This window comes from Pseudomonas sp. LBUM1661 (assembly GCF_059695925.1).
The window spans coordinates 2,747,848-2,774,622 of the sequence record NZ_CP166794.1 but is presented as its reverse complement, the minus strand read 5'-3'; the positions used below and the strand labels follow the sequence as shown (position 1 = coordinate 2,774,622).

General features: G+C 61.6%; 21 protein-coding genes and 2 riboswitches. Of the genes, 6 read left to right on the top strand and 15 right to left on the bottom strand.

The window, feature by feature from the left end:
- Positions 1-5 precede the first annotated feature (5 nt).
- Both hbdH and ACA057_RS12790 read left to right on the top strand, forming a co-directional pair.
- Positions 6-779, top strand: a complete 774-nt coding sequence (gene hbdH, locus ACA057_RS12795) for a 3-hydroxybutyrate dehydrogenase (protein ID WP_497348822.1) — start codon at positions 6-8, stop codon at positions 777-779.
- Between the two features lie 124 nt (positions 780-903).
- Positions 904-2,859: an acetoacetate--CoA ligase gene (locus tag ACA057_RS12790; protein WP_497348820.1), complete on the top strand. Its 1,956-nt coding sequence runs from the start codon at positions 904-906 to the stop codon at positions 2,857-2,859.
- 127 nt (positions 2,860-2,986) lie between these two features.
- On the opposite strand, the gene ACA057_RS12785 is transcribed toward ACA057_RS12790, so the two are convergent.
- Positions 2,987-4,096, bottom strand: a complete 1,110-nt coding sequence (locus ACA057_RS12785) for a PilT/PilU family type 4a pilus ATPase (RefSeq protein ID WP_497348818.1) — start codon at positions 4,094-4,096, stop codon at positions 2,987-2,989.
- A 119-nt stretch (positions 4,097-4,215) separates the two neighbouring features.
- On the opposite strand from ACA057_RS12785, the gene ACA057_RS12780 reads away from it, so the two are divergent.
- Complete coding sequence (locus ACA057_RS12780; RefSeq protein WP_497348816.1) at positions 4,216-6,753, top strand: hybrid sensor histidine kinase/response regulator; 2,538 nt, start codon at positions 4,216-4,218, stop codon at positions 6,751-6,753.
- Between the two features lie 66 nt (positions 6,754-6,819).
- Positions 6,820-7,095: a peptidylprolyl isomerase gene (locus tag ACA057_RS12775; RefSeq protein WP_007898282.1), complete on the top strand. Its 276-nt coding sequence runs from the start codon at positions 6,820-6,822 to the stop codon at positions 7,093-7,095.
- Between the two features lie 141 nt (positions 7,096-7,236).
- On the opposite strand, the gene ACA057_RS12770 is transcribed toward ACA057_RS12775, so the two are convergent.
- From ACA057_RS12770 to ACA057_RS12725, 10 genes are all read right to left on the bottom strand, one after another.
- A complete protein-coding gene (locus ACA057_RS12770) occupies positions 7,237-8,169 on the bottom strand; it encodes a sugar kinase (RefSeq protein ID WP_497348814.1) in 933 nt (310 codons plus the stop codon).
- 130 nt (positions 8,170-8,299) lie between these two features.
- Positions 8,300-9,517: an amino acid deaminase gene (locus tag ACA057_RS12765; RefSeq protein ID WP_497348812.1), complete on the bottom strand. Its 1,218-nt coding sequence runs from the start codon at positions 9,515-9,517 to the stop codon at positions 8,300-8,302.
- Between the two features lie 39 nt (positions 9,518-9,556).
- Complete coding sequence (locus ACA057_RS12760; RefSeq protein ID WP_401360845.1) at positions 9,557-10,321, bottom strand: IclR family transcriptional regulator; 765 nt, start codon at positions 10,319-10,321, stop codon at positions 9,557-9,559.
- Between the two features lie 144 nt (positions 10,322-10,465).
- Complete coding sequence (locus ACA057_RS12755) at positions 10,466-10,855, bottom strand: RidA family protein (protein ID WP_497348809.1); 390 nt, start codon at positions 10,853-10,855, stop codon at positions 10,466-10,468.
- A gap of 30 nt (positions 10,856-10,885) precedes the next feature.
- Entirely contained in the window at positions 10,886-11,683 is a 798-nt protein-coding gene (locus tag ACA057_RS12750) for an amino acid ABC transporter ATP-binding protein (protein WP_497348807.1), read from the bottom strand.
- Complete coding sequence (locus ACA057_RS12745) at positions 11,680-12,342, bottom strand: amino acid ABC transporter permease (protein ID WP_123368163.1); 663 nt, start codon at positions 12,340-12,342, stop codon at positions 11,680-11,682. The genes ACA057_RS12750 and ACA057_RS12745 overlap by 4 nt, the downstream gene beginning before the upstream one ends.
- Positions 12,343-12,351: 9 nt before the next feature.
- On the bottom strand, positions 12,352-13,014 hold the full coding sequence (locus ACA057_RS12740) for an amino acid ABC transporter permease (protein WP_059405928.1): 663 nt from the start codon (positions 13,012-13,014) through the stop codon (positions 12,352-12,354).
- Between the two features lie 52 nt (positions 13,015-13,066).
- A complete protein-coding gene (locus ACA057_RS12735; RefSeq protein WP_497348804.1) occupies positions 13,067-13,915 on the bottom strand; it encodes a transporter substrate-binding protein in 849 nt (282 codons plus the stop codon).
- A 452-nt stretch (positions 13,916-14,367) separates the two neighbouring features.
- Complete coding sequence (locus ACA057_RS12730) at positions 14,368-15,927, bottom strand: TerC family protein (protein ID WP_497348802.1); 1,560 nt, start codon at positions 15,925-15,927, stop codon at positions 14,368-14,370.
- Between the two features lie 326 nt (positions 15,928-16,253).
- A complete protein-coding gene (locus tag ACA057_RS12725; protein ID WP_497348800.1) occupies positions 16,254-17,120 on the bottom strand; it encodes a LysR family transcriptional regulator in 867 nt (288 codons plus the stop codon).
- 164 nt (positions 17,121-17,284) lie between these two features.
- On the opposite strand from ACA057_RS12725, the gene ACA057_RS12720 reads away from it, so the two are divergent.
- Positions 17,285-18,838 (top strand): MFS transporter, encoded by a 1,554-nt coding sequence (locus tag ACA057_RS12720; RefSeq protein ID WP_497348798.1) that lies wholly within the window; start codon positions 17,285-17,287, stop codon positions 18,836-18,838.
- A 174-nt stretch (positions 18,839-19,012) separates the two neighbouring features.
- Here ACA057_RS12720 and ACA057_RS12715 read toward each other — a convergent pair whose 3' ends face one another.
- From ACA057_RS12715 to cobW, 4 genes are all read right to left on the bottom strand, one after another.
- Positions 19,013-19,675: a vWA domain-containing protein gene (locus ACA057_RS12715; RefSeq protein WP_497349886.1), complete on the bottom strand. Its 663-nt coding sequence runs from the start codon at positions 19,673-19,675 to the stop codon at positions 19,013-19,015.
- A 2-nt stretch (positions 19,676-19,677) separates the two neighbouring features.
- Positions 19,678-20,676, bottom strand: coding sequence for a magnesium chelatase ATPase subunit I (locus tag ACA057_RS12710; protein ID WP_497348796.1), 999 nt, complete (start codon positions 20,674-20,676; stop codon positions 19,678-19,680).
- Between the two features lie 139 nt (positions 20,677-20,815).
- Entirely contained in the window at positions 20,816-24,661 is a 3,846-nt protein-coding gene (cobN, locus tag ACA057_RS12705) for a cobaltochelatase subunit CobN (protein WP_497348794.1), read from the bottom strand.
- A gap of 3 nt (positions 24,662-24,664) precedes the next feature.
- Complete coding sequence (gene cobW, locus ACA057_RS12700; protein ID WP_497348792.1) at positions 24,665-25,726, bottom strand: cobalamin biosynthesis protein CobW; 1,062 nt, start codon at positions 25,724-25,726, stop codon at positions 24,665-24,667.
- Positions 25,727-25,824: 98 nt separating this feature from the next.
- A riboswitch (cobalamin riboswitch) is annotated at positions 25,825-26,038 on the bottom strand.
- Positions 26,039-26,225: 187 nt separating this feature from the next.
- Positions 26,226-26,452: riboswitch (cobalamin riboswitch) on the top strand.
- Between the two features lie 120 nt (positions 26,453-26,572).
- On the opposite strand from cobW, the gene ACA057_RS12695 reads away from it, so the two are divergent.
- A complete protein-coding gene (locus ACA057_RS12695; RefSeq protein ID WP_497348790.1) occupies positions 26,573-26,773 on the top strand; it encodes a CbtB domain-containing protein in 201 nt (66 codons plus the stop codon).
- Positions 26,774-26,775 lie beyond the last annotated feature (2 nt).

Here is a 26,775-nt window from a genome sequence, read left to right as displayed (position 1 = left end):
TATACATGACGACTCTTTCGGGCAAGACCGCACTGGTCACCGGTTCTACCAGCGGCATCGGCCTGGGCATCGCCCTCAGCCTGGCCAAGGCCGGGGCCAATTTGATCCTCAACGGCTTCGGCGACGCGTCCAAGGTGATTGCCGAGGTCGAGCAGTTCGGCGGCAAGGTCGGCCATCATCCCGCCGACGTCAGCAACCCTGAACAGATCGCCGAGATGATCGCCTACGCCGAACGCGAATTCGGCGGCGTAGACATTCTGGTGAACAACGCCGGCATCCAGCATGTGGCGCCGGTGGACGAGTTCCCGATCGAGCGCTGGGACTCGATCATTGCGATCAACCTGTCGTCGGTGTTCCACAGCACCCGTTTGAGTCTGCCGGGCATGCGTGCCAAGGGTTGGGGTCGGATCATCAACATCGCGTCGGTTCATGGCCTGGTGGGTTCAACGGGTAAGGCTGCGTATGTCGCGGCCAAGCATGGCGTGATCGGCTTGACCAAGGTGGTCGGGCTGGAAACCGCCGCGACCAACGTTACCTGCAACGCCATTTGTCCAGGTTGGGTGTTGACGCCGCTGGTGCAGAAGCAGATTGATGATCGCATTGCCAAGGGCACCGATCCGCAGCAGGCGCAGCATGATTTGCTGGCCGAGAAGCAGCCGTCCCTGGAATTCGTGACGCCGCCGCAGCTGGGCGAGTTGGTGCTGTTTTTGTGCAGTGAAGCCGGTAGCCAGGTGCGGGGCGCGGCGTGGAATATTGATGGTGGGTGGTTGGCGCAGTAATCAGCCGTCAGACCGCGTTATCGTTCTTCGCGGGCAAGCCTCGCTCCTACAGGTTTTGTGTCGCCCGCCTGTGGGAGCGTGGCTTGCCCGCGAATGGATCTGAAGAGAGAACAAGAGGCAAGCCATGTCCGACATCCTCTGGCAACCCAGCGCCCAGCGCATCGGCAAGACCCGCATGGAGGCCTTTCGGCGCTTCATCAATCAGCGGCACCATCTGCACGTCGACGACTACCCTGCCCTGCATCAATGGTCCATCGATCAGCGAGAAGCCTTTTGGCAGGCGATCGTCGATTTCTTCGACATCCGCTTTCACGACCAACCCGACGCGGTGCTGGTGGAAGGCGCGCAAATGCCCAGTGCCGAGTGGTTCCCCGGCGCCACCCTGAACTTCGCCGAACACCTGCTGCGCCGCCGCGACGATGCCGTGGCCGTGGTGGCCATCGGTGAGAACGGCCAGCGCGAACATTTGACCTGGGCCGAACTGGCCGAGCACGTCGCCGGTTTTCAAAACAGCCTGATCGCCGCCGGGGTCGGCATTGGCGACCGTGTCGCCGCCTGCATGCCGAACACCTGGCAAACCCTTGTGGCAATGCTCGGCACCACCAGTCTGGGCGCGATCTGGTCGTGTTCTTCGCCGGACTTCGGCACTCAAGGGGTGATCGACCGTTTCGGCCAGATCGAACCGAAGGTGCTGATCACCTGCGCCGGTTATCGTTATGCCGGCAAGGAGATCGATCAGACCGCCAAGGTCAACGAAATCCTCGAACGGCTGCCGTCCTTGCAGCAGTTGATCGTCGTGCCTTATGCCCGCCCCCACGCGCACATCACAGATTTCCACACCGTGGCCAACGTGACGCTCTGGGATGATTTTTACGAACCGGGCGGCGAGCCGGAATTCGTTGCAGTACCGTTCGCCCACCCGCTGTACATCCTCTATTCCAGCGGCACCACTGGCGTGCCGAAATGCATCATCCACAGCACCGGCGGCGTGCTGTTGCAACACGTCAAGGAACACGGCCTGCATTCCGGTCTCGGCCCCGGCGACCGTTTGTTCTACTACACCACTTGCGGCTGGATGATGTGGAACTGGCTGGTCTCGGCCCTGGCGGTGGGCAGCGCCGTGGTGCTGTATGACGGCTCACCGTTTCATCCGGGGCCCGAGCGCTTGATCGACTTGATCGACGACGAACGCATCAGCGTCTTCGGCACCAGCCCCAAATACCTCGCGACCCTGGAAAGCAATGGCGTGAAGCCTCGCGACAGCCATGACCTGGACAGCCTTAACGTCCTGCTGTGCACCGGTTCCGCGCTGTCGCCGCAGAGCTACGATTACGTCTACCGCGACGTCAAGAGCGACCTGTGCCTGGCGTCGATGTCCGGCGGTACCGACATCGTCTCGTGCTTCGTGAACGGCAATCCGTTGCAAGCGGTTCGCCGAGGAGAAATCCAGGGCAAGAGCCTGGGCATGGCCGTCGAGGTGTGGAATGACGATGGCCGGCCGGTCATCGGCGAAAAGGGCGAACTGGTTTGCACCCGGCACTTCCCGGCAATGCCCATCGGCCTGTGGAACGACTCCACCGGAGAAAAACTGCGCGCGTCTTACTTCAGCCAGTTTCCCGGGGTCTGGGCCCAGGGGGATTACGCTGAGCAACTGCCCCACGGCGGGATGATGATCCACGGCCGCTCGGACGCCGTGCTCAACCCCGGCGGCGTACGCATCGGCACGGCGGAAATCTACCGTCAGGTGGAAAAAGTCGCGCAGGTGATCGACAGCGTGGCCATCGGTCAGCAATGGCAGGATGACGTGCGCGTGGTGTTGTTTGTGCGTTTGCGCGACGGCGTCGAACTGGACGAGGCGCTGCAAACGCAGATTCGCCAGGTGATTCGCGCCAACACCACGCCACGGCACGTGCCGGCGAAGATTGTCGCGGTGACGGACATTCCCCGGACGATCAGCGGCAAGGTGGTTGAGTTGGCCGTAAGGAATGTGGTGCATGGGCAGACAGTGAAAAACACCGATGCACTGGCCAATCCCGAAGCGCTGGAGCAATTTCGCAACCGCCCCGAACTAAACGACTGAACGCCGCAGCTCTACTGTGGGAGCGAGCCTGCTCGCGAAAGCGGTATGTCAGTCGACATCAATGTTGACTGACACGGCGCCTTCGCGAGCAGGCTCGCTCCTACATTTTTGATCAGCGTCGTATCCGTCAGTCCATCAAGCCCCATTCGCCCGGTGGTGCGTGGGGGCCGGGTGACGCTTCGGCGTGCAACTTCAGGCGTAGCCGCAGGTTGTTCACCGAGTCTGCGTGTTTCAGCGCTTCGTCCTCATCAATCGCCCCTTCGACCACCAGTGCGTAAAGCGCGCAATCGAACGTCTGCATCCCCAGCTCCAGCGACTTCTCCATGATCCCCTTCAGTTCAGAAAGCTCATTGCGCCGGATCAGATCGCCGATGGTCGGCGTGCCCAGCATCACTTCCACCGCCGCCCGTCGCTGGCCGTCGCGGGTGCGCACCAGGCGTTGCGAGACGAAGGCCTTGAGGTTGTTGCCCAAGTCATGCAGCAGTTGCGTGTGGCGCTCTTCGGGGAAGAAGTTGATGATGCGGTCCAGCGCCTGGTTGGCGTTGTGTGCATGCAGGGTGGAAATCACCAGATGACCGGTATCGGCGAATGCCAGCGCGTGCTCCATGGTTTCGCGGTCGCGAATTTCACCGATCAGCACCACGTCCGGTGCCTGGCGCAGGGTGTTTTTCAAGGCGGCATGAAAACTTCGGGTATCGACGCCGACCTCGCGCTGGTTGATGATCGACTTCTTGTGCCGATGGATGTACTCGACCGGGTCTTCGATGGTGATGATGTGGCCGCAGCTATGACGGTTGCGGTAGTCGATCAAGGCCGCCAGCGAGGTAGACTTGCCCGAGCCGGTGGCGCCGACGAACAGCATCAGGCCTTGCTTGAGCATGACCGTTTCGAGCAGTACCGAGGGTAAGTTGAGGTCTTCAAAGCGTGGAATGTCGAGTTTGATGTTGCGCGCCACAATCGACACATCGTTGCGCTGCTTGAAGATATTGACCCGAAAGCGCCCGACACCCGGCAACGAGATCGCCAGGTTCATCTCCAGTTCCCGATCGAACTCAAGTCGCTGCTCGGCGTCCATGATGGAGTCGGCAATGGCCGCGATTTCCCCCGGTTTGAACGGCTGATCGTCCAGGGGTTTGAGGACGCCGTCGAACCGCGCGCTGGGTGGCGCGCCGGTGGAAAGGTAAAGATCAGAGCCATTCTGGCTGGCCAGCAGTCTTAACAGTGCATCGATATCCATGGCAAAAAGCACCCGCGAAGCATTCAATGAAAAAATATGACCCGAACGGGTCATCCAGCGTCGACCGCTTGCAAGGATAGTAGACGTCGCCACACCGACTTTAGTGCAGGACATTTTTGATGAACGCATCACCGACCGGCAGCGATACCCAGGCCTTGATTGCCAGGCTCGACTGGACACGCAACCCGCTGGGCGCTGCCAGTACCTGGCCACAGAGCCTGCGAACCGCCGTAGATATCGTGATTCATTCGCCGATGCCGATGCTGTTGCTGTGGGGGCCGCAGCTGACGCAGATCTACAACGATGGCTTCGCCCTGCTGGCCGGTAGCAAGCATCCACACGCTTTCGGACAGCCTACTCACCAAACCTGGCCAGAACTCAAAGACTTTACCGACCCGATTTACAGCGCCGTCCTACAAGGACAAGTGCGGAGCTACAGCGAACAGCGCTTCACTCTACAGCGTGACGGCGTTGATTCCGACTTCTGGCTGGACCTGACCTACAGCCCCATCCGCGATGAAAGCGCCGAGGTCGCCGGGATTCTGGTCACTGCCATCGAAACCAACGAGCGCCGACGCATCGCCCTCGAACTCGAACAGCGCTCGGCCGCCAGCCTCAAGGCCCAGCACGAAACCGAGGAACGACTGCAACTGGCCCTCGCCGCCACAGACGCGGTTGGCACCTGGGATTGGGACATCAGCGACGACCGTTTCATCGCCGACACCCACTTTGCCCAATTACATGGCATCGACCCGCTGTTGGCCAGTCAGTTGCCTATCAGCGCCTACCTCCACGGGGTCCACCCGGAAGACCGCGGCATGGTCACCCGCGCCATCAAGCACTGCATCACCCACGGCACCGAATACGCCGAGGAATATCGCCTGCTGCAAGCCGATGGCCAGTTGCGCTGGGTGTTTGCCCGTGGTCGTTGCTACAAGGACCACCATGGCCGGCCGATCCGTTTCCTTGGCGCGGCCCTGGACCTGACCGAACGCAAACTCACCGAGCAAGCGCTGCGCCAGAGTCAGACCGAGCTGCAGCTGATCATCAACGCCATGCCGATCCTGATCAGCTACGTGGACAGCGAAGAGCGCTTTCGCCTGAATAACGCCGCCTATCTCGACTGGTACGGCCTGACACCCCAGGAACTCTTCGGCCGCACCGTTCGTGAAGTCCTCGGCGAAGAAGCCTATGCCTTGCGCGCCGAGCACATCGCCGAAGCACTGTCCGGCAAGCCCTGCTGTTTCAGCATCAGCACCCCGCACCGTGACGGCAGTATTCGCCATGCCCTGATGAATTACTTGCCGCGCCACGGTTCCGATGGCGCGGTGAATGGTTTCTACATCTTTGTGATCGACGAAACCGAGCGCAAGCAAACCGAAGAAGCCTTGCGCAATCTCAACGAAACCCTTGAGGAACGGGTCGCCGCCCGCACCCGACAATTGGCCGAGGCCAATGAAAAGCTGCTCAGCGAGATGTTCGAACGCGAGCGCGCCGAAGAGGCGTTGCGCCATGCGCAGAAAATGGAAGCGGTCGGCCAGCTCACGGGCGGCATCGCCCACGACTTCAACAACATGCTCACCGGGATCATCGGCAGCCTCGACCTCATGCAGCGTTACATTGCCGACGGGCGCGCTGCCGAGATTGGTCGTTTCACCGAAGCGGCGGTGTCGTCGGCCAACCGCGCCGCCGCCCTGACCCATCGCCTGCTGGCGTTCTCGCGCCGTCAGTCGCTGGATCGCAAGCCGCTGAACGCCAACGAACTGGTCCATTCCCTGGAAGACTTGCTCAGCCGGACCAAGGGCGACCACATCGAGCTAAAATTGCAGCTGGCCGATGAAGTGTGGCCGGTCAGCACGGACGTCAGCCAACTGGAAAACGCCTTGCTCAACCTGGTGATCAACGCCCGGGACGCGATGCCCGATGGCGGCGAGTTGCTGATCGAAACCGCCAATGTGTACCTCGACGGCAGTGACATCACCACCCTGGAACCGGTCAAGGCCGGGGATTACGTGATGATCGCCGTCAGCGACAACGGCACCGGCATGACGCCGTCGGTGCTGGCCAAGGCCTTCGACCCGTTCTTCACCACCAAACCGATCGGCCAGGGCACCGGGCTTGGGCTGTCGATGATTTATGGTTTCGCCCAGCAGTCGGGCGGACACGTGAGCCTGCACAGCGTGCCCGATCAAGGCACCAGCGTTCGCCTGTACCTGCCACGGTTGTTCGTCGCGGTGCCGGAAAATACCTTGTTGCCGGTTACGGGCGACACGCCGGCGGCGATTGCCGGCGAAACCGTGGTGCTGGTGGAAGACGATCCGGCGGTGCGCATGCTGGTGCTCGACCTGCTCAACGAGCTGGGCTATCACGCCCATGAAGCAGAAGACGCGAAGACCGCCCTGCCCCTGCTGGAATCGGACCTGAGGGTCGATCTGCTGGTGACCGATGTCGGGCTGCCAGGGATGAATGGCCGACAACTGGCGGAAATCGCGCGCCAGCACCGTCCCGACCTCAAGGTGCTGTTCATGACCGGTTATGCGGAAAAAGCCGCCGAGCGCCAGGGCTTCCTGGAAGAAGGCATGGACATGGTGGCCAAACCTTTTTCCATCGACCTGCTGGCCAACAAGATTCGCACGATGATCGGCCAATCCGAGTGAGTTAAGGCATAATCCCGCACCCCACGCGGGCACCAACATAGCCACGACCGTTGCAAGGTACTGCCAATGAAAGCTCAAGCCCGCCATATTCTGGTGAAAACCTCGGAAGAAGCCGAGCAGCTCAAACAACGCATCGCCAAGGGCGAAGCTTTTGATGTGCTGGCCAAGAAGTACTCCACCTGCCCGTCCGGCAAGCGCGGAGGTGATTTGGGTGAAGTGCGGCCGGGGCAGATGGTGGGGGTGATTGATGCGGTGATCTTCAAAAAGCCGCTGCGGGTGGTGCATGGGCCGATCAAGAGCAAGTTTGGGTATCACCTGGTGCAGGTGTTTTACCGGGATTGATCGGTTGGCTTTAGGGCCTCATCGCGGGCAAGCCCGCTCCCACAGGGATTTGTGAGTTGCCATGGATTGCAGCCACCCCCAAAAAACTGTGGGAGCGGGCTTGCCCGCGAACCGATGGCGCAGCCAGCGGCCATTCATCCTTTACTTCGGAATGAGTGCCCCCGGCACCTGAATCACCCGACTCGCCAACCGATGCCCCGCCTCAGCCGCCTCAATCGGGCTGCCACCTTTCAGCCGACTGGCCAAATACGCCGCACTGAACGAATCCCCCGCCGCCGTGGTATCCACCACTCGCTCAACCACCTGAGCCGGCACTTCAAACAACTCGCCATCACAGCGAATCAGACACGCCTCGGCACCCCGCTTGAGCACCACTTCAGGCGTGCCAATCTGCTCGTAAGCGGCGAACACCGCCTCGACATCGGAAAAATGAAACAGCGCCTGCTCGTCATCGACCGTCAGCAACGCCAGGTCGACGTAGGGTAAAACGTTGCGATACGCCGCCCGTGCTTCCTCAATCGAGGCCCACAAACGTGGACGGTAGTTGTTGTCGAAAACGATCCGCGCATCCCGCTGCCGGGCCTCGATCAGGGTTTCCAGCAACTTTCCCCGACCTTGCCCGCCAAGCACTGCCAGGGTGATGCCACTGAAGTACAGCACGTCGTAATCCGGCAACGCCGCCAGGATCGGTGCGGCGGCCGGGGTGGTGAAGCAATCGCGCACGGCCGCCTCGTTGCGCCAGTAGAGAAAACGCCGTTCGCCGGCGGCGTCAGTCTGGATGCAATACAAGCCCGGCAGTCGGCCCGGCAAGCGCTGGACCATGTCGAGGCCGATGTTTTCGGCGGCCCAGCTTTGGCACATGGCATCGCTGAAACTGTCATCGCCCAGTGCGGTGACGTAGTCGACCGTGCCGCCCTCGGCCAATTCCCGGGACAGGTAGACCGCCGTGTTCAGGGTGTCGCCGCCGAAGCTTTGTCGCAGGCTGCCGTCGGCGCGCTGTTGCAGCTCGATCATGCATTCGCCGATCAGGGCGATGCGCGGGGTGTTGGGGCCGAGGGTGTTGATGGTGTTCATTGTTGTGCAATCTCTGGTGTTTCTGTGTTGTTTGGTCGGGCCCTATCGCGAGCAGGCTCGCTCCCACAGGGGAATGCATTCCATTGTGGGAGCGAGCCTGCTCGCGAAGGCCGCACCTCGGTCTCAAACCTTAGAAACAGGTTTCCATGGTTTCGATAACGTTCAGGTGCTCATCCACCAGGCAGCCGATCCGCCACTTGTCGAACGTCAGGCACGGGTGCGATGTGCCGAACGAAATGATGTCGCCCACGCGCAATTCAACACCCGGCGCCACGGTCATGAACGCATGTTGGTCCATCACCGCGGTCACCTTGCAGGCACTCACGTCGTCGCCCGTCGCCGGCACCACGCCAGCCTTGTAACGCAACAACGGCACCGGCAAACCGGCGTCGTAAGCCACGTCGCGTTTACCCAGGGCGATCACCGCAAACCCAGGCTCCGGCAACGATTGCACGTGCGCCCAGACTTCCAGCGCCGGGCGCAGGCCTTCGTGCAGGTCGCTGCGGCGGTCGAGCACGCAGCATTGCGCCTCTTTGTAGATGCCATGGTCGTGCGCCACGTAACTGCCGGGACGCAGCACGCTGAGGAAACGCCCAGCGGCGTTCTGCGCTTCAAAGGATTCGGCGATCAAGTCGTACCAGGCCGAACCCGACGCGGTGATGATCGGCTTGTCAATCGCAAATGCGCCGCTGTCCTGCAACTGCACCGCCAGACGCACCAAGGACGCGGCGAATTCGCGGATGCCGCTCACGGCATGATCACCGTGGATCACGCCTTCGTAGCCTTCGATACCGGTCAGCGCCAGCGCCGGCTGTGCCGAAATGGCCTTGGCCAGTGCGACGACTTCCTCTTCGCTACGGCAACCGCAACGACCGCCGACCACGCCGTACTCGATCATCACGTTCAAGCGCACGCCACGCGAGGCGAAGTACGCGCCGAGGTCAGCGACGTTGTCCGGGTGATCGACCATGCAATGGAACTCGAACGCCGGGTCCGCCAGCAGATCGGCGATCAGCGCCATGTTCGGCGTGCCGACCAGCTGGTTGGCCATCAGCACCCGATGCACGCCATGAGCATAAGCCGCGCGGGTCTGGGTGGCGCTGGCCAGGGTGATGCCCCAGGCGCCGGCGTCGAGCTGGCGGCGGAACAGCGCCGGGGTCATGCTGGTTTTGCCGTGGGGCGCCAGTTCCGCACCGCTGTTGCTGGCGAAGGTCTGCATCCAGCGAATGTTGTGTTCCAGCGCTTCGCGATGCAGCACCAGCGCTGGCAGGCTGACGTCGCGCACCAGGTTGGCACCAGTGTGGGCAAAGCCCTTTTCCACGGCGGCAGTATTTTTGGCAGAAGACATGGTCGAACTCCTCACATTCGCGGCCGCAGGCAGCCGCTGTTATTCGTTGATGCGACGGGCCAGGCTGTTGGCGCTGTCGATCAGCACCCGGCGATAGTCGTTGTAGTTTTTCTTCGCATCGGCCCGGGGGGCGACGATGCAGAGGGTCGCAATGGCCACGCCGCCGGGGTCTTTGACCGGGGCGGCGAAGCAATGAGTAAAGGTGTCGGCGACGCTATCGAAAGAGAAGAATCCGTCGAGACCGGCCTGCCGGATTTCCCCGAGAAACTGTTCCAGCGGCAAGCGTTCGCCACCCGGCAGGATGAAGTCGTCGTGGTCGATCAGGTCGATGATTTCCTGGTCGCTCAGGTGCGTCAGCAGCAAGCGTCCGGACGCGGTCCAGGGGATCGGCGCGTTCTCGCCGATGTCCGAGGAAATGCGGAAATGCCGCTCGCCCTCTTTCATCAACGCCACGGTGTACTTGCGCCCGTTGAGCAGGCACATCTGCGCGGTTTCGTGGGTCTGGCTGACGATCTCCTGCAAGGCGTGATCGGCCTCGCGGGTCAGGTCGAAATGGCGCAAATGCGCCTGCCCGAGGAAGTACAGTTGACGGCCGAGGTAGACGTGACCGTCCTTGCCCACGGGTTCGAGAATCCGCCGCTCCAGCAGCGAAGCCACCAGTTCGTAGACCGTGGATTTCGGGCTGCCGATGCCGCTGGCGATTTCGTTCGGGCGCAGGGGTTGGCCGATTTCCTTGAGGAAATCGAGGATATCGAACGCCCGGTCCAGACCGCGAGCCCGGCGCTTGATGGTGTCTTCGGTCATGTCAGTGGTTCCCCTTCAAAATGCCGGGAGTTTACCTAGAGTGCGGCGACGACCGTTAGGCCGCCATCGCTAGCAGGCTAGCCTCCCACATTTGGAATGCGTTTCCCTGTGGGAGCTAGCCTGCTAGCGATGAAACCACCTCGGTCAGGTCTTTTTCTTGTACGCGATGCAGTCGATCTCGACCTTGCAGTCGACCATCATGTTCGCCTGCACACAGGCGCGGGCCGGTGCGTGTTCGCTTTTGAAGTACTCGGAAAACACCTTGTTGAAACTGGTGAAATCCCGCGGATCCTCCAGCCACACACCAGCACGCACCACATCTTCCAGGCCATAACCGGCCTCTTCCAGAATCGCGATCAGGTTCTTCATGGTCTGATGGGTCTGTTCGACAATCCCGCCAGTAATAATCTCGCCGTCCACCGCCGGCACCTGCCCGGAAACGTGCAGCCAGCCATCGGCTTCAACGGCGCGGGCGAAAGGACGAGGCGTGCCGCCTGCAGCGGAGCTGCCGGTGCCGTAACGAGTAATGCTCATGAGTGTTTCTCCTGATTTGAAAGTGAATGGTTAAAAGCGCGTGTTCTTGAGGAATTCCGTCAGACGCGGCGATTGCGGGCGTTCGAACAGTTCCTTGGGTGGCCCCTGCTCCTCGATGCGCCCCTGATTCATGAAAACAATCTTGTCCGAGACCTCGAAGGCGAAACGCATTTCGTGGGTCACCAGCAGCATGGTCATGCCGTCTTCGGCCAGGCCTTTGATCACGTTCAGCACTTCGCCGACCAGTTCCGGATCGAGGGCCGAGGTGACTTCGTCGAACAGCATCAGGCTCGGGTTCATCGCAATGGCCCGGGCAATCGCCACGCGCTGCTGCTGACCGCCGGACAACTGGCCGGGATAGTGATCGCGACGCTCCAGCAAACCGACGCGCTCCAGCCATTTCTCCGCCAGTGCGACGGCCTCGTCCTTGTGCAGTTTCTTGACCTTGAGCAGACCGAGCGTGACGTTCTGCAACGCGGTGAGGTGCGGAAACAGGTTGAACTGCTGGAACGCCATGCCGGTCATGGCGCGATGACGGGCGATTACTTTTTCCGCGTGACGCACGCGTTTGCCGTTGATTTCGTCATAACCGATAGACTCGCCATCGAGCATGATCTGCCCGCCCTGAAACTCTTCGAGCATGTTCACGCAACGCAGCAGCGTGGTCTTGCCCGAGCCACTGGAGCCAATCAGCGTGACCACGTTGCCCCGCTGCATGGTCAGGTCGACGCCCTTGAGCACTTCGAGCTGGCCGTACTTTTTGTGCAACCCGCGAATGTCCAGCAGGGGTTGGCCGTTTTGCGTTTTTGCTGCTTGAGTCTGAGTCATGGCAAGGCCACCCGCTTTTCAATGTGCCGGCCGAGTAATTCGATGGCGTAGTTGATGACGAAAAACAGAAATCCGGCGAACAGGTAAAACTCCAGGGTCATGAAGGTGCGGGCGATGATCTGCTGCGTACTGAGCAGCAGTTCGGCCACGCCGATCACCGAGAGCAAGGTCGAGGCCTTGACGATTTCGGTGGATGAGTTGACCCACGTCGGCAAGATCTGCCGCAACGCCTGAGGCAACAGCACGTAGCTCAAGGACTGAAAGAACGTCAGGCCGATGGCCTTGCTCGCCTCCATCTGGCCGCTGGGCAACGCTTGCAACGCACCGCGCACGATCTCGGCGACGTGGGAGCCGCAAAACAGCGTCAACCCCAACGCACCGGCCTGAAACGCACTGATCTGCCAGCCCAGCGCCGGCGCCATATAGAAGCAGGCCAGGACCAATACAAACACCGGCGTACCGCGAATCAGGTCGACGTAAAAGCGAAACGGCGCGCGCATCCAGAACTTGCCGTAGGTCAGCACCAGACCGGCGACGATGCCGACCATCGTGCCCAGCAGAATGGCCAACGCGGAGACCTGCACGCTGGTCAAAAAGCCCTGCCACAGCACTTCCCGGGCGACCCATAACTCATGCAACCAACTGGGGGATTCGTACATGGGGGGCTCCTATCGGCGAATCGCCAGACGCTGCTCGAGGTAACGCAGCAGCATGGCAATGAGGTAACAGGCCGCAACATAGAGCGCCGTGGTGACCAGCCAGGTTTCAATCACCCGGTAGCTCTCGACATTGATCTTGCGCGCGTAATAGGTCAGCTCCGGCACGGCAATCGCCGCCGCCAGCGAGGTGTCCTTGAACAGCGAAATGAAGTTGTTCGACAGCGCCGGCAGCACATTGCGCAGCATCACCGGCACGGTGACGTAGGCCTTTACCTGCCATTCACCGAGCCCGATGGCCAACCCGGCTTCGCGCTGGCCCTTGGGAATGCTCAACAGTCCGCCACGGAACACTTCGGTCAGGTACGCCCCGGCATACAACGACAGGGTGATGATGAACGACGGGATCTTGTCCAGACGAATCCCCAGGCTCGGTAACGCAAAGTAGATCAACAGAATCAACACCAGAATCGGCGTATTACGGATCACCGTCACATACACCGACGCCAGCACCCGCAACGCGCGGTGCTTCGAGAGCAAAGCAAACGCCATCAGCAGGCCGATCACGCAGCCGATGGCGATCGACACCAAGGCCAGTTCGAGGCCCAGACCGAGCCCCGCCAGCAAGGTGTCGAAATCGCGCCACACGGCGGCAAAATTCAACTGATAGTTCATGGTCAGCAGTACCTTGAGCGGGGCGATTTAAAACCGCCCCACTCTCACGGGATCATTTGAATTCGACGGGGAAACCGATGGCTGGAGTCGGCAGATCGACACCGAACCATTGCTTGAAGGAGGCCGCGTACGTCGGGAACTCAACGCCGGTCATGGCTTCATGCAAGGCGGTGTTGACGAAGTTCAGCCAGTCCTGATCGCCGCGTTTAACGGCGCAGGCGTAAGTCTGCGGGCTCCAGGCGTAGGCCGGGCTGCGGTAGCGGCCCTGGTTCTGCACCATCAGGTATTTCACCGAAGACTGGTCAGTGGCGGCGGCATCGGCACGACCAGAGTTCACCGCCTGATACATCAGGTCGACGCTGTCGTATTGATCGACCTTGGCTTTAGGCAATGCCTGATGCACCAGTTCTTCGGCGTAGACGTTTTGCAGCACCGCCACGGTGACGCTGTCGCCAGCGGCCTTGAGGTCTTCGATTTCCTTGTACTTGCTGTTGGCCGGCAACAACAGGCCGACGCCTTCGCGGTAGTACGGCAGTGTGAACGCGACCTGCTGCGCACGGCTGGCGGTCACGGTAATGAACTGACAACTCATGTCGACCTTGTCGGTCAGCAGGTTGGGAATCCGCGCATCGGACGACTGCACCACGAACTCGACCTTGCTCGGGTCGTTGAACAGCCCTTTGGCCACCATGCGCGCGATATCGATATCAAACCCCTGCAACTTGCCGTCCGCTCCCTGGAAGTGCCACGGCGCATTGGTACTGCCCGTGCCCACAATCAATTTGCCACGGGCCAACACGCTATCGAGCTTACTGTCCGCGGCCTGGGCAACACCCATGGCAGCAGCCGAAGCCGCGAAAACAAAAACACACGCTTTAAACAAGGAAGGTCGGCGATGCATGGCAAGCACTCCAGGGTGATGTGTATTCCGCTATACCGGAAGTTGGTGTGTAACAACGGAATAGACAGCAGAAAGTGTGCCACAGGATGCGGAGGGAATGTAGAGGAGATTGAAAAGTGTTTTGAATCAGAGGGATGCGCAGAACGGCGCAAACGGTGTTACGAAAGGCACAGGTGAAGAAGCGCTACTGTTGGCTACGGAGGGCGGGTATCAGGTTCACAAGTGGTGCGGTGATGGCTGAAATGGAGCAGATCAGTAGCGAGGCATTTAAGGCACTAGTCGACATCTGATCGGCGATATCAGTCAGGTTTGAGTCGTCTAGCAGATTGCTTTCGCGAGCAAGTCGAATCGTCGCACCGCCGCTCCCACATTAGTCCGCGTTGTAACAAACAATGGAGATCAAATGTGGGAGTGAGCCTGCTCGCGAAGGGTCCTTCAGATTCAGCGCAAAATTACCCGCCAACGCGGGCTAGAAACACCCGCTTCACCCGCCGCTCTTCCACCGACATCACGGTCAGTCGCCAGCCTTCCCACTCATGGCTGTCGCCGATCATCGGCAAACGATCCAGCAGGCTCACCACCAACCCGGCCAGGGTTTGATAGTCCTCGGTCGGTTCCGCAGCAAACCCGGTGCGCTGGCGTACCCGTGCCAGGTTCAACGCGCCGCTGACCACAAATCCGCCCTTCTCTTCAACCACATCCGGGCCTTCGATTTCGCTGGCGTCAGGCAGCTCACCGGCAATCGATTCGAGGATGTCGGTCATGGTCAGCACGCCGACGAAGTCGCCGAACTCGTTGACCACAAAGGCAATATGGGTCGACGCCTTGCGCATTTGTTCCAGCGCATTGAGGATCGAGTAGCTGTCCAGCAGGTTGACGGTCTGGCGCGCCAGGTGCGCAAGATCAGGCTGGTTGCCGGCCAGGTATTCCTTGAGCAATTCCTTCTTGTGCACGAAGCCCAGCGGTTCATACACTGCTCCGCCGCGAATCAGCGGCAGGCGCGAGTAGGACGAATGCATCAGCCGCGTACGAATCGCCTCGGCGTCCTCGGCCAGGTCGATGTGATCGACGTCGGCGCGCACAGTCATCAAGCTGCGGATCGGCCGCTCGGCCAGTTGCAACACACCGCTGATCATCACGCGCTCGCGACGATCAAACAGCACTTCGCTCGACGCTTCACCGCTGTCCAGCATGTCGGCAATTTCCTCACCGACTTCTTCCACCGCCAGCTTGCGACCGCCAAGCAAACGCATCACCGCATGGGCCGTGCGCTCACGCATCGGACGCACTCCTTGCATGGATTTTTTGCGCCGAGCCCGGGCGATCTGGTTGAACACTTCGATCAGGATCGAGAAACCGATGGCCGCGTACAGGTAGCCCTTCGGAATGTGGAAGCCCAGGCCTTCAGCGGTCAGCGCGAAGCCGATCATCATCAGGAAACCCAGACAGAGCATGATCACCGTCGGGTGTTCGTTGACGAAACGCGTCAGCGGTTTGCTGGCGACAATCATCAGGCCGATGGAAATGATCACCGCGATCATCATCACCGCCAGTTCATCGACCATGCCCACGGCGGTAATCACCGCATCGAGCGAGAACACCGCATCGAGCACCACGATCTGCGCGACGATCGGCCAGAACATTGCGTAAGCCGCATTGGACGAACGCTGGCCGACATGGCCCTCAAGCCGTTCGTGCAACTCCATGGTTGCCTTGAACAACAGGAACACACCGCCGAACAGCATGATCAGGTCACGACCGGAGAAGCTTTTGTCGAACACCTCGAACAGCGGCTGAGTCAGCGTGACCAGCCAGGAAATACTCGCCAGCAGGCCCAGGCGCATCAGCAACGCCAGGGATAAACCGATGATTCGCGCACGGTCGCGCTGCTCGGGCGGCAATTTGTCCGCAAGGATCGCGATGAACACCAGGTTGTCGATGCCGAGCACCAGCTCCAGCACGATCAACGTCAACAGGCCCAGCCACGCGGTGGGGTCAGCTATCCATTCCATAAAAACGTCTCGATCTCGTCAGTGAATTCAGAATGCCGGGCACGGCAAGGCGCGGCGCAGAGGCCGTGGAGCTGCAATGTCAAAGGCGTTCGCAAGTCGAAAGACGGGATGTTTCGCGCGCATCAAGGCCGCGTGGTGGCGCGAGGAGAAAGGATAACCGGGAGGCTCCAAAAGGGTGTTCATGCAAGTCCTGAAAGGAAAAAGGACTTGGATCGTACAGGTGAACGCGACAATTCCTACAGTCGGAAATCATTACAAAATCTGTAATTGCTTGGATTATCGTTGTTCTGACGGCCTTCTTCGACTTGCTCGCGAAGCTTTTGCTCTTAAAGGTTTCTGACCCTCTCAATGTACCTGACCACCGCCGCTGACTTCTCAAACCGCCGATAGATCAACGACAACCACGAGCTCGCTTCACAGCCCTTGATCGACCGGTACAACACACCGGGCAAACCGACATGCCCGACCACCGACTCCGGCACCACTGCCACGCCCTGCCCCAACGAAACCAGCGCGATCACCGCCACCAGGCCGCCCGGTTGCGCTCCCAGTTTCGGCGCAAAGCCGCCCTCGGCAGCGACTTGCAACGTGCCGCTGATTTGCTCCGGCAGGATGAATGTCTCGTTCTGCAGGTGCTCCGGATTGATCTCGGGCAAACGACACAGCCAGGACTCGCTCGACAGCGCCAGGACAAAGCCTTCCGCGTCCAGGCGAATCGCCTCCAAGCCTTCGGGCAAGGTCATCGGTGAGCGCACGTAACCAATGTCGAATCGTCCCTCGGCCACCATCGCCGGCAATGAGGCCATGGGGCTTTCCCGCACATTCAGGCTGACGTCCGGGCATTCGCGACTGAAGGCCTGCACCTGCTTTTGCAGCAGGCCCGAGTACACCGCCGAGGCCACGTAACCCAGTTCGATATGACCAATATCCCCGCGCCCGGCGCGCTGGGCATTGTGCTGGGCGTATTCGAATTGGCGCACGGTCGCCTCGGCCTCAATCAGCAACGCGGCGCCGGCTTCGGTCAGGCTGACTTCACGTGTCTGGCGCACGAACAAGCGGGTGCCGAGTTCGTTCTCCATGTCCTGGATCTGCCGGGTCAACGTTGGCGGCGCGATACCCAGTTGCTCGGCGGCGCGGGTGAAGTTGCCTTGCCGGGCAACGGCCAGAAAGTAGCGGAAATGCCGTATGTCCATGGGTGTATTAGCTCAAAGGTAATGAAGTCCCGATGCCTGGCTAACGAAGGCCTTGATGGGTCACGATAAACTCACTGGCAATCACAGTAGAGAGCCAGCGCCATGTACGTCAAACCCCAAATTACCGTTGCGATCGATGACCTTGCCCAAAAGGCAATCAGACCATGAGCCGGGTCAACCCGCGGCTGACGCTGCTGACGGCTTCTGGCGTCTGTTCTCTGATCGTCCTTGACACCAATATAGTCGCGGTCACCTTGCCGACGATCGCCCGGGACCTGGGCGCGAACTTCGCGGATATCGAATGGGTGGTCAGCGCCTACATGCTGGCTTTCGCCGCCCTGCTGTTGCCGGCCGGGAGCATCGCCGACCGCTTCGGCCGACAGAAAACCCTGTTCTGGGGCCTGGGCATTTTCATCCTTGCGTCCATCGGTTGCGGCGCGGCGCCCAACGCGTTGTTCCTCGACATCGCCCGTGCCGTTAAAGGCGTCGGCGCCGCATTGCTGCTGACCTCGGCACTGGCCTCCATCGGCCACACCTTTCACGACGAAGTCGAACGGGCCAAGGCCTGGGCGTTCTGGGGCGCGTGCATGGGGGTGGCGATGACCGCCGCACCGACGGTCGGTGGGCTGATCACCGAATACATGGGCTGGCGCTGGATTTTCTACCTCAACTTGCCGGTCGGATTGTTCCTGATGGCGATGGCCTGGCGCGCGGTGCCGGAGTCCCGAGACCCACAATCGGCACGCCTCGATCCATGGGGCAGCCTGGCGTTCAGTGCGAGTTTGCTGTGTTTGATCTGGGGCCTGATCGAGGCCAACCGGATCGGCTGGAGCAACCCGCTGACCTACGCTCGTCTCATCGGCGGCGCCCTATTGCTCGGGCTGTTCGTGGTGATTGAACGGATGCAGCAGCGGCCGATGGTCGATCTGCAATTGTTCAGACACCCGCGTTTCATCGGCGCGCTGTTGGGCATGTTTGCCTACGCCGGTTGCGCCCAGGTGATGATGACCCTGTTGCCGTTCTACCTGCAAAACGGCCTGGGTTTCTCGGCCATCGCCTCGGGCCTGGGGATGTTGCCATTTGCCCTGACCATGCTGATTTGCCCACGGATTGGCGTGCGCCTGGCCAGTCGATTTGCCCCGGCAACGATCATGGCCACCGGTCTGACCCTGGTCGGCAGCGGCAACCTGCTCAGCGCCTGGGCGGTCAGCAGCGGCGGTTACCTGCCCTTCGCCCTGGCGATTGCCGTGACCGGTGCAGGTGCCGGGCTGCTCAATGGCGATACGCAAAAAAACATCATGGCGTGCGTACCACGGGAGCGTACCGGGATGGCGTCGGGCATGAGCACCACCATGCGTTTCAGTGCGATTGTGCTGGCCATCGGTGTGTTCGGCGCGTTGCTGTCCAGCCACACCGAACTGTTGTTGCGCACCAGCCTGTCCGCACACGGCGCGCAATGGCTCGGCCAAACCCAGGGCATCGCCTCGCGGGTGGTGGCCGGTGACATGACGGCAGCGATGAGCCTGTTACCCGAAGCCGCTCGCCCGGTGATCGAGCCACTGGCGCGCCAGGCCTTTGTTGGCGGTTTCAGTCTGCTGCTGTGGGTCGCGGGTTTGCTGGCGTTACTCGGGGCGTTGGTGGTGGGTACGCTGATGCGTAATCCGATACCGACCGCGATGAGCGGGCCAGTGAAGACTGCGAAAGTCACTCATGCTTGAGTGACGCCAGTACCCGCTCGGCAGGCGATGCAGATTAGTCGTGATTATCCGGCACCGAGCTGATGCCTTCGCGAGCAAGCCCGCTCCCACATTTGATCTCCATTTTTTGATCGACCGCGGACTAATGTGGGAGCGGGCTTGCTCGCGAAGAGGCCGGCAGAGACAACACAAGACTCAGCCTGAAATCAGCTCGTCGATATGTCGATAATCGGCTTGTAGCTCCAATGCCAACTGCTTCGCCCGGCCAAGACGAATCGGCCCGCGCTCGATGTCAATCAGCAGCCCCGGACAGTCGAGCGCCGGCAACGATGGCCATTCCTTCAACCGCCCATCCGTCACCAACAACAACCGCTGCCGCTCCGCCGGAAAGCGCTTCTGCCGTGCCGCAAGCCACTGCCCCGCCTCGCCCAGCGCCGCCAGCAACGGCGTGCCGCCACCGGCACCCAGGCCATCGAGCCAATGACGCAAACCCGTTGAAGCCTTCAGCCCTTGTACCTGCCATTTCGGCGCGGCACCGCTGGCCGTGAGCAAAGCCAGGCGTGCGCGCTGGCGATAGGCATCGTCGAACAGTTGCGCAAGCAACCCCTTGGCATCGCTCAATGCCTGATGGCGGCGAGTCGAAGCCGAAGCGTCGACGATCACCAGCCACAGTTCATGGGGCGAACGGGTGCGCAGGTGAAACAGCACGTCAGCGCGCAGACGCGGTCGGCCGTTGAGCAAGGTGCCAGGCCAGTTGATCGAGCCGCTGCGGGCGGCGTGACGTTTGCCCTGCTTGCCGTTGTCCAGCCGTCCGGCGCGGGGTCTGGCATTCGCCCCCGCGTCAGATCGAGGGCGAATGCCTAAGGCTTTTTTGGCCAGCTCGGCACTTCACGACGGGCGCCCACCGGCAGCGCTTGCGCGGGCATTTCACCCCACTGGCCCTGGCCTTCGCTCGGGCTGGAAGGCTGGGCCGAAGGGGCTTGGGATTGTTGCGGCGCCGGTGGCGACTGTTCGCGGCGCCGATGGCGCAAGGCGAACTCCGCAACGGCGTCGATATCTTCCTCGGTGATTGCGCTCGCCCCTCGCCATGCGGCGTGGGCTCGGGCCGCGCGCAGCCAGACCAGGTCGGCGCGCAAGCCATCGACACCGGCGGCAAAGCAGCGCTCGGTAATCTGTGCCAGCGCTTGATCGTCGAGAGGGATGCTCGCCAATGCGCTGCGCGCCTTCTGGCAACGCTCGCGCAACGACTGCTGCTGGCTTTCCCATTCGGCGCAGAAGCCTTGCGGGTCGCTGTCGAAATCCAGGCGCCGACGGATGATCTGGCCACGCTCGGCCGGCTGGGTGTGACCACTGAGGGCGACGTTCAGGCCGAAGCGGTCGAGCAGTTGCGGGCGCAATTCGCCCTCTTCCGGGTTCATGGTGCCGATCAGCACGAACTTAGCGGAATGCCGATGGGAAATGCCGTCGCGCTCGATCAGGTTGGTGCCACTGGCGGCCACGTCGAGTAACAGGTCGACGAGGTGATCGGGCAACAGGTTCACTTCATCGACGTAGAGCACGCCACCGTCGGCCTTGGCCAGCACGCCGGGGGAAAATTGCGCGCGACCTTCGCTCAGGGCTGCGTCGAGGTCGAGGGTGCCGACCAAACGTTCTTCGGTGGCGCCCAAGGGCAAGGTGACGAATTGGCCGCTGGCCAGCAGGTCCGCGAGGCCGCGTGCGAGGGTCGACTTGGCCATGCCGCGCGGACCTTCGATCAGCACACCGCCGATTTTCGGGTCGATGGCGGTCAGGTACAGGGCGAGCTTCAAGTCGTCGGCGCCGACCACGGCGGAGAGGGGGAAATGCGGGGTGTCGGTCATATCAGGTTCTCATTTGTGGTCGGTGGTGTTCATCAGTACGTCTTCGCGGGCAAGCCTCGCTCCTATAGGTAGGCGCGATCTGTAGAAGCGAGGCTTGCCCGCGATCGAGGACGAAGTCCTCGCCACAGGGTCGGTAGCGCTAGCTGTCTTCTTCTATGTCGAGCAACAGATTCTCAAGCGCCTCGCGGTATTCACCTGGCTCCTTCCACATCCCGCGCTGCTGCGCTTCGAGCATCCGCTCGGTCATGTCGCGCAACGCATGGGGGTTGTGTTCACGGACGAAATCACGGGTCGCCGGGTCCAGCAAATACGCATCCGCCAGCAACGCGTACTGGTGATCGTCGATCAATTGCGTGGTCGCATCAAAGGCAAACAGGTTATCGACCGTGGCCGCCAGTTCGAACGCGCCTTTGTAGCCATGCCGCTTCACGCCGTCGATCCACTTCGGATTGGCGGCCCGGGAACGGATCACCCGGTTCAACTCTTCCTTCAACGTGCGGATCTTCGGCAGATCCGGCTGACTGTGATCGCCATGATAACTGGCCGCCGTTTCGCCACTGAGGCTTTCCACGGCGGCGAGCATGCCGCCCTGGAACTGGTAGTAATCGTTGGAATCGAGCAAATCGTGCTCGCGGTTGTCCTGGTTTTGCAGCACCGCTTGCACCTGGCTCAGGCGCTGGGCGAACTGTTCGCGGGCAGCGGTGCCTTCGTCGGAACCGCCATACGCGTAGCCGCCCCAGTTCAGGTAAACCTCGGCCAGGTCCTCGCGGCTCTGCCACAGACGACCATCGATGGCGCCCTGCACACCCGCGCCGTACGCACCGGGTTTGGCGCCGAAGATGCGCCAACCGGCCTGACGTCGGGCCGCGTCCTCATCCAGGCCGCTTGCCAATAAAGCCTCACGCTCGGCGCGGACCTTGGCGGCCAACGGGTTGAGATCGTCCGGCTCATCCAGCGCGGCAACCGCTTGTACCGCGGCATCAAACAAACGAATCAGGTTGGCAAACGCATCGCGAAAGAATCCCGAGACGCGCAAGGTCACGTCCACCCGTGGGCGGTCGAGCAAACTCAGCGGCAGGATTTCGAAATCGTCGACCCGCTGACTGCCCGTCGCCCACACCGGGCGCACGCCCATCAGCGCCATGGCCTGGGCGATGTCGTCGCCACCGGTGCGCATGGTCGCGGTGCCCCAGACCGACAGGCCGAGTTGGCGCAGGTGGTCGCCGTGGTCCTGCAAATGCCGCTCAAGAATCAGGGTTGCCGACTGGAAACCGATGCGCCACGCGGTGGTGGTCGGCAGGTTGCGCACGTCCACCGAATAGAAGTTGCGCCCGGTCGGCAGCACGTCCAGACGACCGCGACTCGGCGCACCGCTCGGGCCGGCGGGGACGAAACGGCCGCTGAGGGCGTCGAGCAGACCGCGCATTTCCGCTGGGCCGCAGGCGTCCAGGCGTGGGGCGACGACTTCGCGCAAATTGTCGAGAATGGCATCCACTTCCGACCAGCCGGGTTCCTGTGGGAGCGGGCTTGCTCGCGAAAGCGGAGTGTCAGTCGATAGTGATTTGGCTGACACGCCATCGCGAGCAAGCTCGCTCCTACAGGGGTCGTTCACCGTTTGGGAAATCAGCTGGGCGGCGAACAATTCCAGGCGTTCGCGGGTGTCGCCTGCGGTGCGCCAGAGTTCATCGTTAAGATTTTGCAATTCAATCGGACGTGGCCCGGTCCAAGGATCTGCCAGCGCACAATCCAGCGGATCGAAGCCCAACGCGAACGCCTTGGCCAACGCCCGCAGCAAACTCGACTGCGCCCCGCGCCCGTCGCCACGAGGAATCCGCAGCAGCGCCAGCAACGTATCAATGCGCAAGCGCCCGGTCGGCGATTCGCCAAAAATGTGCAGGCCATCGCGGATCTGCGACTCTTTCAAGTCGCACAAGTACGTGTCCAGACGCGGCAGCCAGATCGCCGCGTCGACGTCGCTGTCGAGTTTTTCGTCCAGTTGCAATTCACGGTCGATGTGCGTGTCGCGCACCAGTTGCAGGATGTCGCGCTGCAACTCCCGGGCGCGGCGCGGATCGAGCAATTGCGCTTCGTAATATTCGTCGGCCAGCAGCTCAAGGTTACGCAACGGCCCGTAGGTTTCGGCGCGGGTCAGCGGTGGCATCAGGTGATCGATGATCACAGCCTGAGTGCGGCGCTTGGCCTGGGCGCCCTCGCCCGGATCGTTGACGATGAACGGGTAGATATTCGGCAACGGCCCGAGCAACGCGTCCGGCCAGCAGTTTTCCGAAAGCCCGACGCCCTTGCCCGGCAGCCATTCAAGGTTGCCGTGCTTGCCGACGTGGATCACGCCGTGGGCGCCGTAGGTGTTGCGCAACCAGAAATAGAACGCCAGGTAGCCGTGCGGCGGCACCAGGTCCGGGTCGTGATACACCGCGCTCGGGTCGACTTGATAACCCCGCGCCGGCTGAATACCGACGAAGGTCAGGCCGAAGCGCAGCCCGGCGATCATCATGCGCCCGCCACGGCACATCGGGTCGCTTTCAGGTGAACCCCATCGTTCCAGCACAGCTTCGCGGTTGGCGTCAGGCAGCGCGTTGAACATCAGCAGGTAGTCGTCCATCGCAAGGCTTTGCTGGCACGGACGCTGGTCGAGGGTCTCGAGGTCATTGCTGACGCCACCGAGCAACTGCTGGATCAACGCGGTGCCGCTGTCCGGCAATTCGGCGGGCAGCGGATAACCTTCTTGATGCAGCGCACGCAGGATGTTCAGCGCAGCGGCCGGCGTGTCGAGGCCGACGCCATTGCCGATGCGACCATCGCGCGTCGGGTAGTTGGCGAGGATCAGGGCGATGCGTTTTTCTGCGTTCGGCACCCGTGCCAGATCGATCCAGCGCCGCGCCAGTTCGGCGACGAAATCCATGCGTTCCGGTTGCGGCCGATAACACACCACATCGGACTGACTGCGCTCACTGCGCCACGCCAAATCCTTGAAGCTGATCGGGCGGCTGATGATCCGCCCGTCCAGTTCCGGCAGCGCAATGTGCATCGCCAAATCACGCGGGCCGAGGCCTTGCTCGCTGGCGCGCCAACCAGGTTCGTTGTCCTGGGCGCAAATTGCCTGGATCACCGGGATGTTGCGGCGAAACGGTCGCAGGTGCGGCGCTTCAGGGCTGGACTGGGCGAAACCGGTGGTGTTGAGAATCACCGCCGCTTCAGTCTCGTCCAGCAGGTCCTCGACCACCGTCAGGCAGCCGGGCTCCTTCAAACTGGCCACGGCAATCGGCAGCGGATTGAGCCCCGCCGCTTGCAGACGCTGGCAAAAAACATCGATGAAACCGGTGTTCGCCGCCTGCAAATGCGAGCGGTAGAACAGCACCGCCGCCACCGGTTGATCAGCCTGCCAGTCGGCTTGCCAATCGCGTAGGTCGGCGGGGTTTTTTTGTGGATGGTAGATCGCGGTGCGCGGCAGGGTTTGCGGCTCGGTCCAGGCGTAGTCGCGGTCCAGCCAACGGTTGGCCAGGCAGCGGAAAAAGTCCAGGGCATTGCCCATGCCGCCCTGACGCAAAAACTGCCAGAGGCGGTCGCGGTCTTCGGCGGGCACGGTGCTCAGATCACTGAGCTCCGGGTCCGGGCGATCATCACCCGGCACCAGAATCAGTTGCACTCCACGCTCCGAGAGCTGCACCAGTTGCTCGACGCCGTAACGCCAATAGGCGATGCCGCCGTGCAGTGAAATCAGAATCACCTTGGCATGGCGCAGCACTTCGTCGACATACAGGTCGACCGAGGCGTGATTCTGCACCTGCATCGGGTTGGCCAGGCGCACGCTCGGGTAATCGTCGGGCAACTGCTGCGCCGCTTCGGCGAGCAGCGCCAGGCTGGAGTCGCCGCTGCACAGGATCACCAGCTCGGCGGGGGTTTGTCCAAGGTCGGCAATGTTGTCATCCGAGACGAAACCGCCGGGCTGGGTCCTGAGCAGGTGCATGGCTTAAACGCTAAGCGCAGCGCGCAATTGCGCTTCGAGCAGAGCGGCGTCCAGTTCCTGGCCGATCAACACCAGGCGCGTGGTGCGCGCTTCTTCGGCGCCCCACTGGCGGTCGAAATGCTTGTCGAAGCGCGTGCCCACGCCCTGGATCAGCAGACGCATCGGCTTGTTCGGGATCGCGGCGAAACCTTTGACGCGCAGGATGCCGTGTTGCACAACCAACTGCGTCAGTGCGTCCATCAGCAGGCTTTCGTCGGCTTGCGGCAATTCGATGGAGATCGAATCAAAAGCATCGTGGTCATGATCGTCTTCACCTTCGTGGTGGTGATCGTGATGGCTGTGACGGCTGTCGATGTGTTCTTCGGAACCGGCGCCCAAGCCAATCAGTACGTCCAATGGAACGCGGCCGCTGCTGGCTTCGATGACTTTGACCGCTGGCGGCAGTTCTTCGGCGACTTCCAGGCGTACACGGGCGAGGTCTTCCGCGCTGATCAGGTCGGCCTTGTTGAGGATCACCAGGTCGGCGCTGGCCAGTTGGTCGGCGAACAGTTCGTGCAGCGGTGATTCGTGATCGAGGTTCGGGTCGAGTTTGCGCTGGGCGTCGACCTGATCCGGGAATGCGGCGAAGGTGCCGGCGGCCACGGCCGGGCTGTCGACCACGGTGATCACCGCATCGACGGTGCAGGCGCTGCGGATTTCCGGCCACTGGAAGGCTTGAACCAACGGTTTTGGCAGGGCCAGGCCCGAGGTTTCGATCAGGATGTGGTCGAGGTCGCCGCGACGGGCCACCAGTTCGCGCATCACCGGGAAGAATTCTTCCTGGACGGTGCAGCACAGGCAGCCGTTGGCCAGTTCGTAGACGCGGCCGTTGGCTTCTTCTTCGGTGCAGCCGATGGCGCACTGCTTGAGGATTTCGCCGTCGATGCCCAGCTCGCCGAACTCGTTGACGATCACCGCGATACGGCGGCCCTGAGCGTTGTCGAGCATGTGTCGAAGCAAGGTGGTTTTGCCCGAGCCGAGGAAGCCGGTAACGATGGTGACGGGGAGTTTGGCCAGTGTTTTCATCGGATGCCCTTTGGCAAGGTGGCGGGCATACGGGACGACAATCGCTGCGACGTGCGCGCGCGGAAGAGTTCGCCACCGGATCACCCCGCCCGGTTGTAGTGAGAATCTGTGTCGAGGCAGGTCTCCTGGCTGACGGTGTGCCAATCGTTGGACTGGCGTTGGCTGCGCCTTCCCGCGAACCCGTTGGACGGCGTTTGCAGTGGCGTGGCAGCGAACATCACCGTTCACAGTTGCGGGGGCAGCCGCGGCATCGACCGCGTTCCCTTCTTAGCTTCGGCAAAACGCCGAAGAACCTCGAAAGCGCAAGGCTACGCATCGTGTGGGGGCGGGTCAATGTTCTAGCGAAGTTCGCGGTGGTTGAAATGACGCCTTCGCGGGCAAGCCTCGCTCCTACAGGACCGCGGTGCTTTTTGTAGGAGCGAGGCTTGCCCGCGAAGGGAGCGACTCGGTATCAACTGAGAACCCCTGCCAATTGACGCCCAACCCCCGCCCATGCTCTCCTACTCACCTTGTTACGGGTGCCCTTCACAGGGTGAAACGGGAAACCGGTGAATCATGTGCTTTACTCAAGGCCATGTCAGTCCGGTGCTGCCCCCGCAACGGTAAGCGAGCGAAGCGTCAGATCCACTGTGCCAGCAGTTCGGCATGGGAAGGTGATGCTTGCAGGTCAAGGCGCAAGCCTAGCCCCTCGTGAGCCCGGAGACCGGCCCGCAACACACAGTGACCATTACGTTCACTGAATAACAAACCCGCGGTGGGCGGGCGCTGTTTGAACCTCTGCGCGCCCGACTCGCAGAGATCTTCCATGCGCTCTATTCACCCACTGACAGACCAGAGGGAAGCGCCATGTCGATTATCAGCAGCACCGGCAGCAACACCGATAAGACCGCCAGCACCACCACGACCCTGACTCAACGCCTGACCGCTGCCGTTTGCGCATCGATCCTTGGCGCTAGCCTGGTGTATTTCGCCGGTTTCTCGCACATCGAAGCAGTGCACAACGCCGCGCACGACACCCGTCACAGCTCCGCTTTCCCGTGCCATTGAGA

What these genes read in the sequence shown, in the direction of transcription:
- ACA057_RS12755 (WP_497348809.1), bottom strand. Translation starts at nt 10,855, where the DNA reads ATGAGCATTACTCGTTACGGCACCGGCAGCTCCGCTGCAGGCGGCACG.
- ACA057_RS12740 (WP_059405928.1), bottom strand. Translation starts at nt 13,014, where the DNA reads ATGAACTATCAGTTGAATTTTGCCGCCGTGTGGCGCGATTTCGACACC.
- ACA057_RS12735 (WP_497348804.1), bottom strand. Translation starts at nt 13,915, where the DNA reads ATGCATCGCCGACCTTCCTTGTTTAAAGCGTGTGTTTTTGTTTTCGCG.
- hbdH (WP_497348822.1), top strand. Translation starts at nt 6, where the DNA reads ATGACGACTCTTTCGGGCAAGACCGCACTGGTCACCGGTTCTACCAGC.
- ACA057_RS12790 (WP_497348820.1), top strand. Translation starts at nt 904, where the DNA reads ATGTCCGACATCCTCTGGCAACCCAGCGCCCAGCGCATCGGCAAGACC.
- ACA057_RS12730 (WP_497348802.1), bottom strand. Translation starts at nt 15,927, where the DNA reads ATGGAATGGATAGCTGACCCCACCGCGTGGCTGGGCCTGTTGACGTTG.
- ACA057_RS12695 (WP_497348790.1), top strand. Translation starts at nt 26,573, where the DNA reads ATGTCGATTATCAGCAGCACCGGCAGCAACACCGATAAGACCGCCAGC.
- ACA057_RS12745 (WP_123368163.1), bottom strand. Translation starts at nt 12,342, where the DNA reads ATGTACGAATCCCCCAGTTGGTTGCATGAGTTATGGGTCGCCCGGGAA.
- ACA057_RS12750 (WP_497348807.1), bottom strand. Translation starts at nt 11,683, where the DNA reads ATGACTCAGACTCAAGCAGCAAAAACGCAAAACGGCCAACCCCTGCTG.
- ACA057_RS12770 (WP_497348814.1), bottom strand. Translation starts at nt 8,169, where the DNA reads ATGAACACCATCAACACCCTCGGCCCCAACACCCCGCGCATCGCCCTG.
- ACA057_RS12760 (WP_401360845.1), bottom strand. Translation starts at nt 10,321, where the DNA reads ATGACCGAAGACACCATCAAGCGCCGGGCTCGCGGTCTGGACCGGGCG.
- ACA057_RS12775 (WP_007898282.1), top strand. Translation starts at nt 6,820, where the DNA reads ATGAAAGCTCAAGCCCGCCATATTCTGGTGAAAACCTCGGAAGAAGCC.
- ACA057_RS12725 (WP_497348800.1), bottom strand. Translation starts at nt 17,120, where the DNA reads ATGGACATACGGCATTTCCGCTACTTTCTGGCCGTTGCCCGGCAAGGC.
- ACA057_RS12780 (WP_497348816.1), top strand. Translation starts at nt 4,216, where the DNA reads ATGAACGCATCACCGACCGGCAGCGATACCCAGGCCTTGATTGCCAGG.
- ACA057_RS12710 (WP_497348796.1), bottom strand. Translation starts at nt 20,676, where the DNA reads ATGACCGACACCCCGCATTTCCCCCTCTCCGCCGTGGTCGGCGCCGAC.
- cobN (WP_497348794.1), bottom strand. Translation starts at nt 24,661, where the DNA reads ATGCACCTGCTCAGGACCCAGCCCGGCGGTTTCGTCTCGGATGACAAC.
- ACA057_RS12765 (WP_497348812.1), bottom strand. Translation starts at nt 9,517, where the DNA reads ATGTCTTCTGCCAAAAATACTGCCGCCGTGGAAAAGGGCTTTGCCCAC.
- ACA057_RS12785 (WP_497348818.1), bottom strand. Translation starts at nt 4,096, where the DNA reads ATGGATATCGATGCACTGTTAAGACTGCTGGCCAGCCAGAATGGCTCT.
- cobW (WP_497348792.1), bottom strand. Translation starts at nt 25,726, where the DNA reads ATGAAAACACTGGCCAAACTCCCCGTCACCATCGTTACCGGCTTCCTC.
- ACA057_RS12720 (WP_497348798.1), top strand. Translation starts at nt 17,285, where the DNA reads ATGAGCCGGGTCAACCCGCGGCTGACGCTGCTGACGGCTTCTGGCGTC.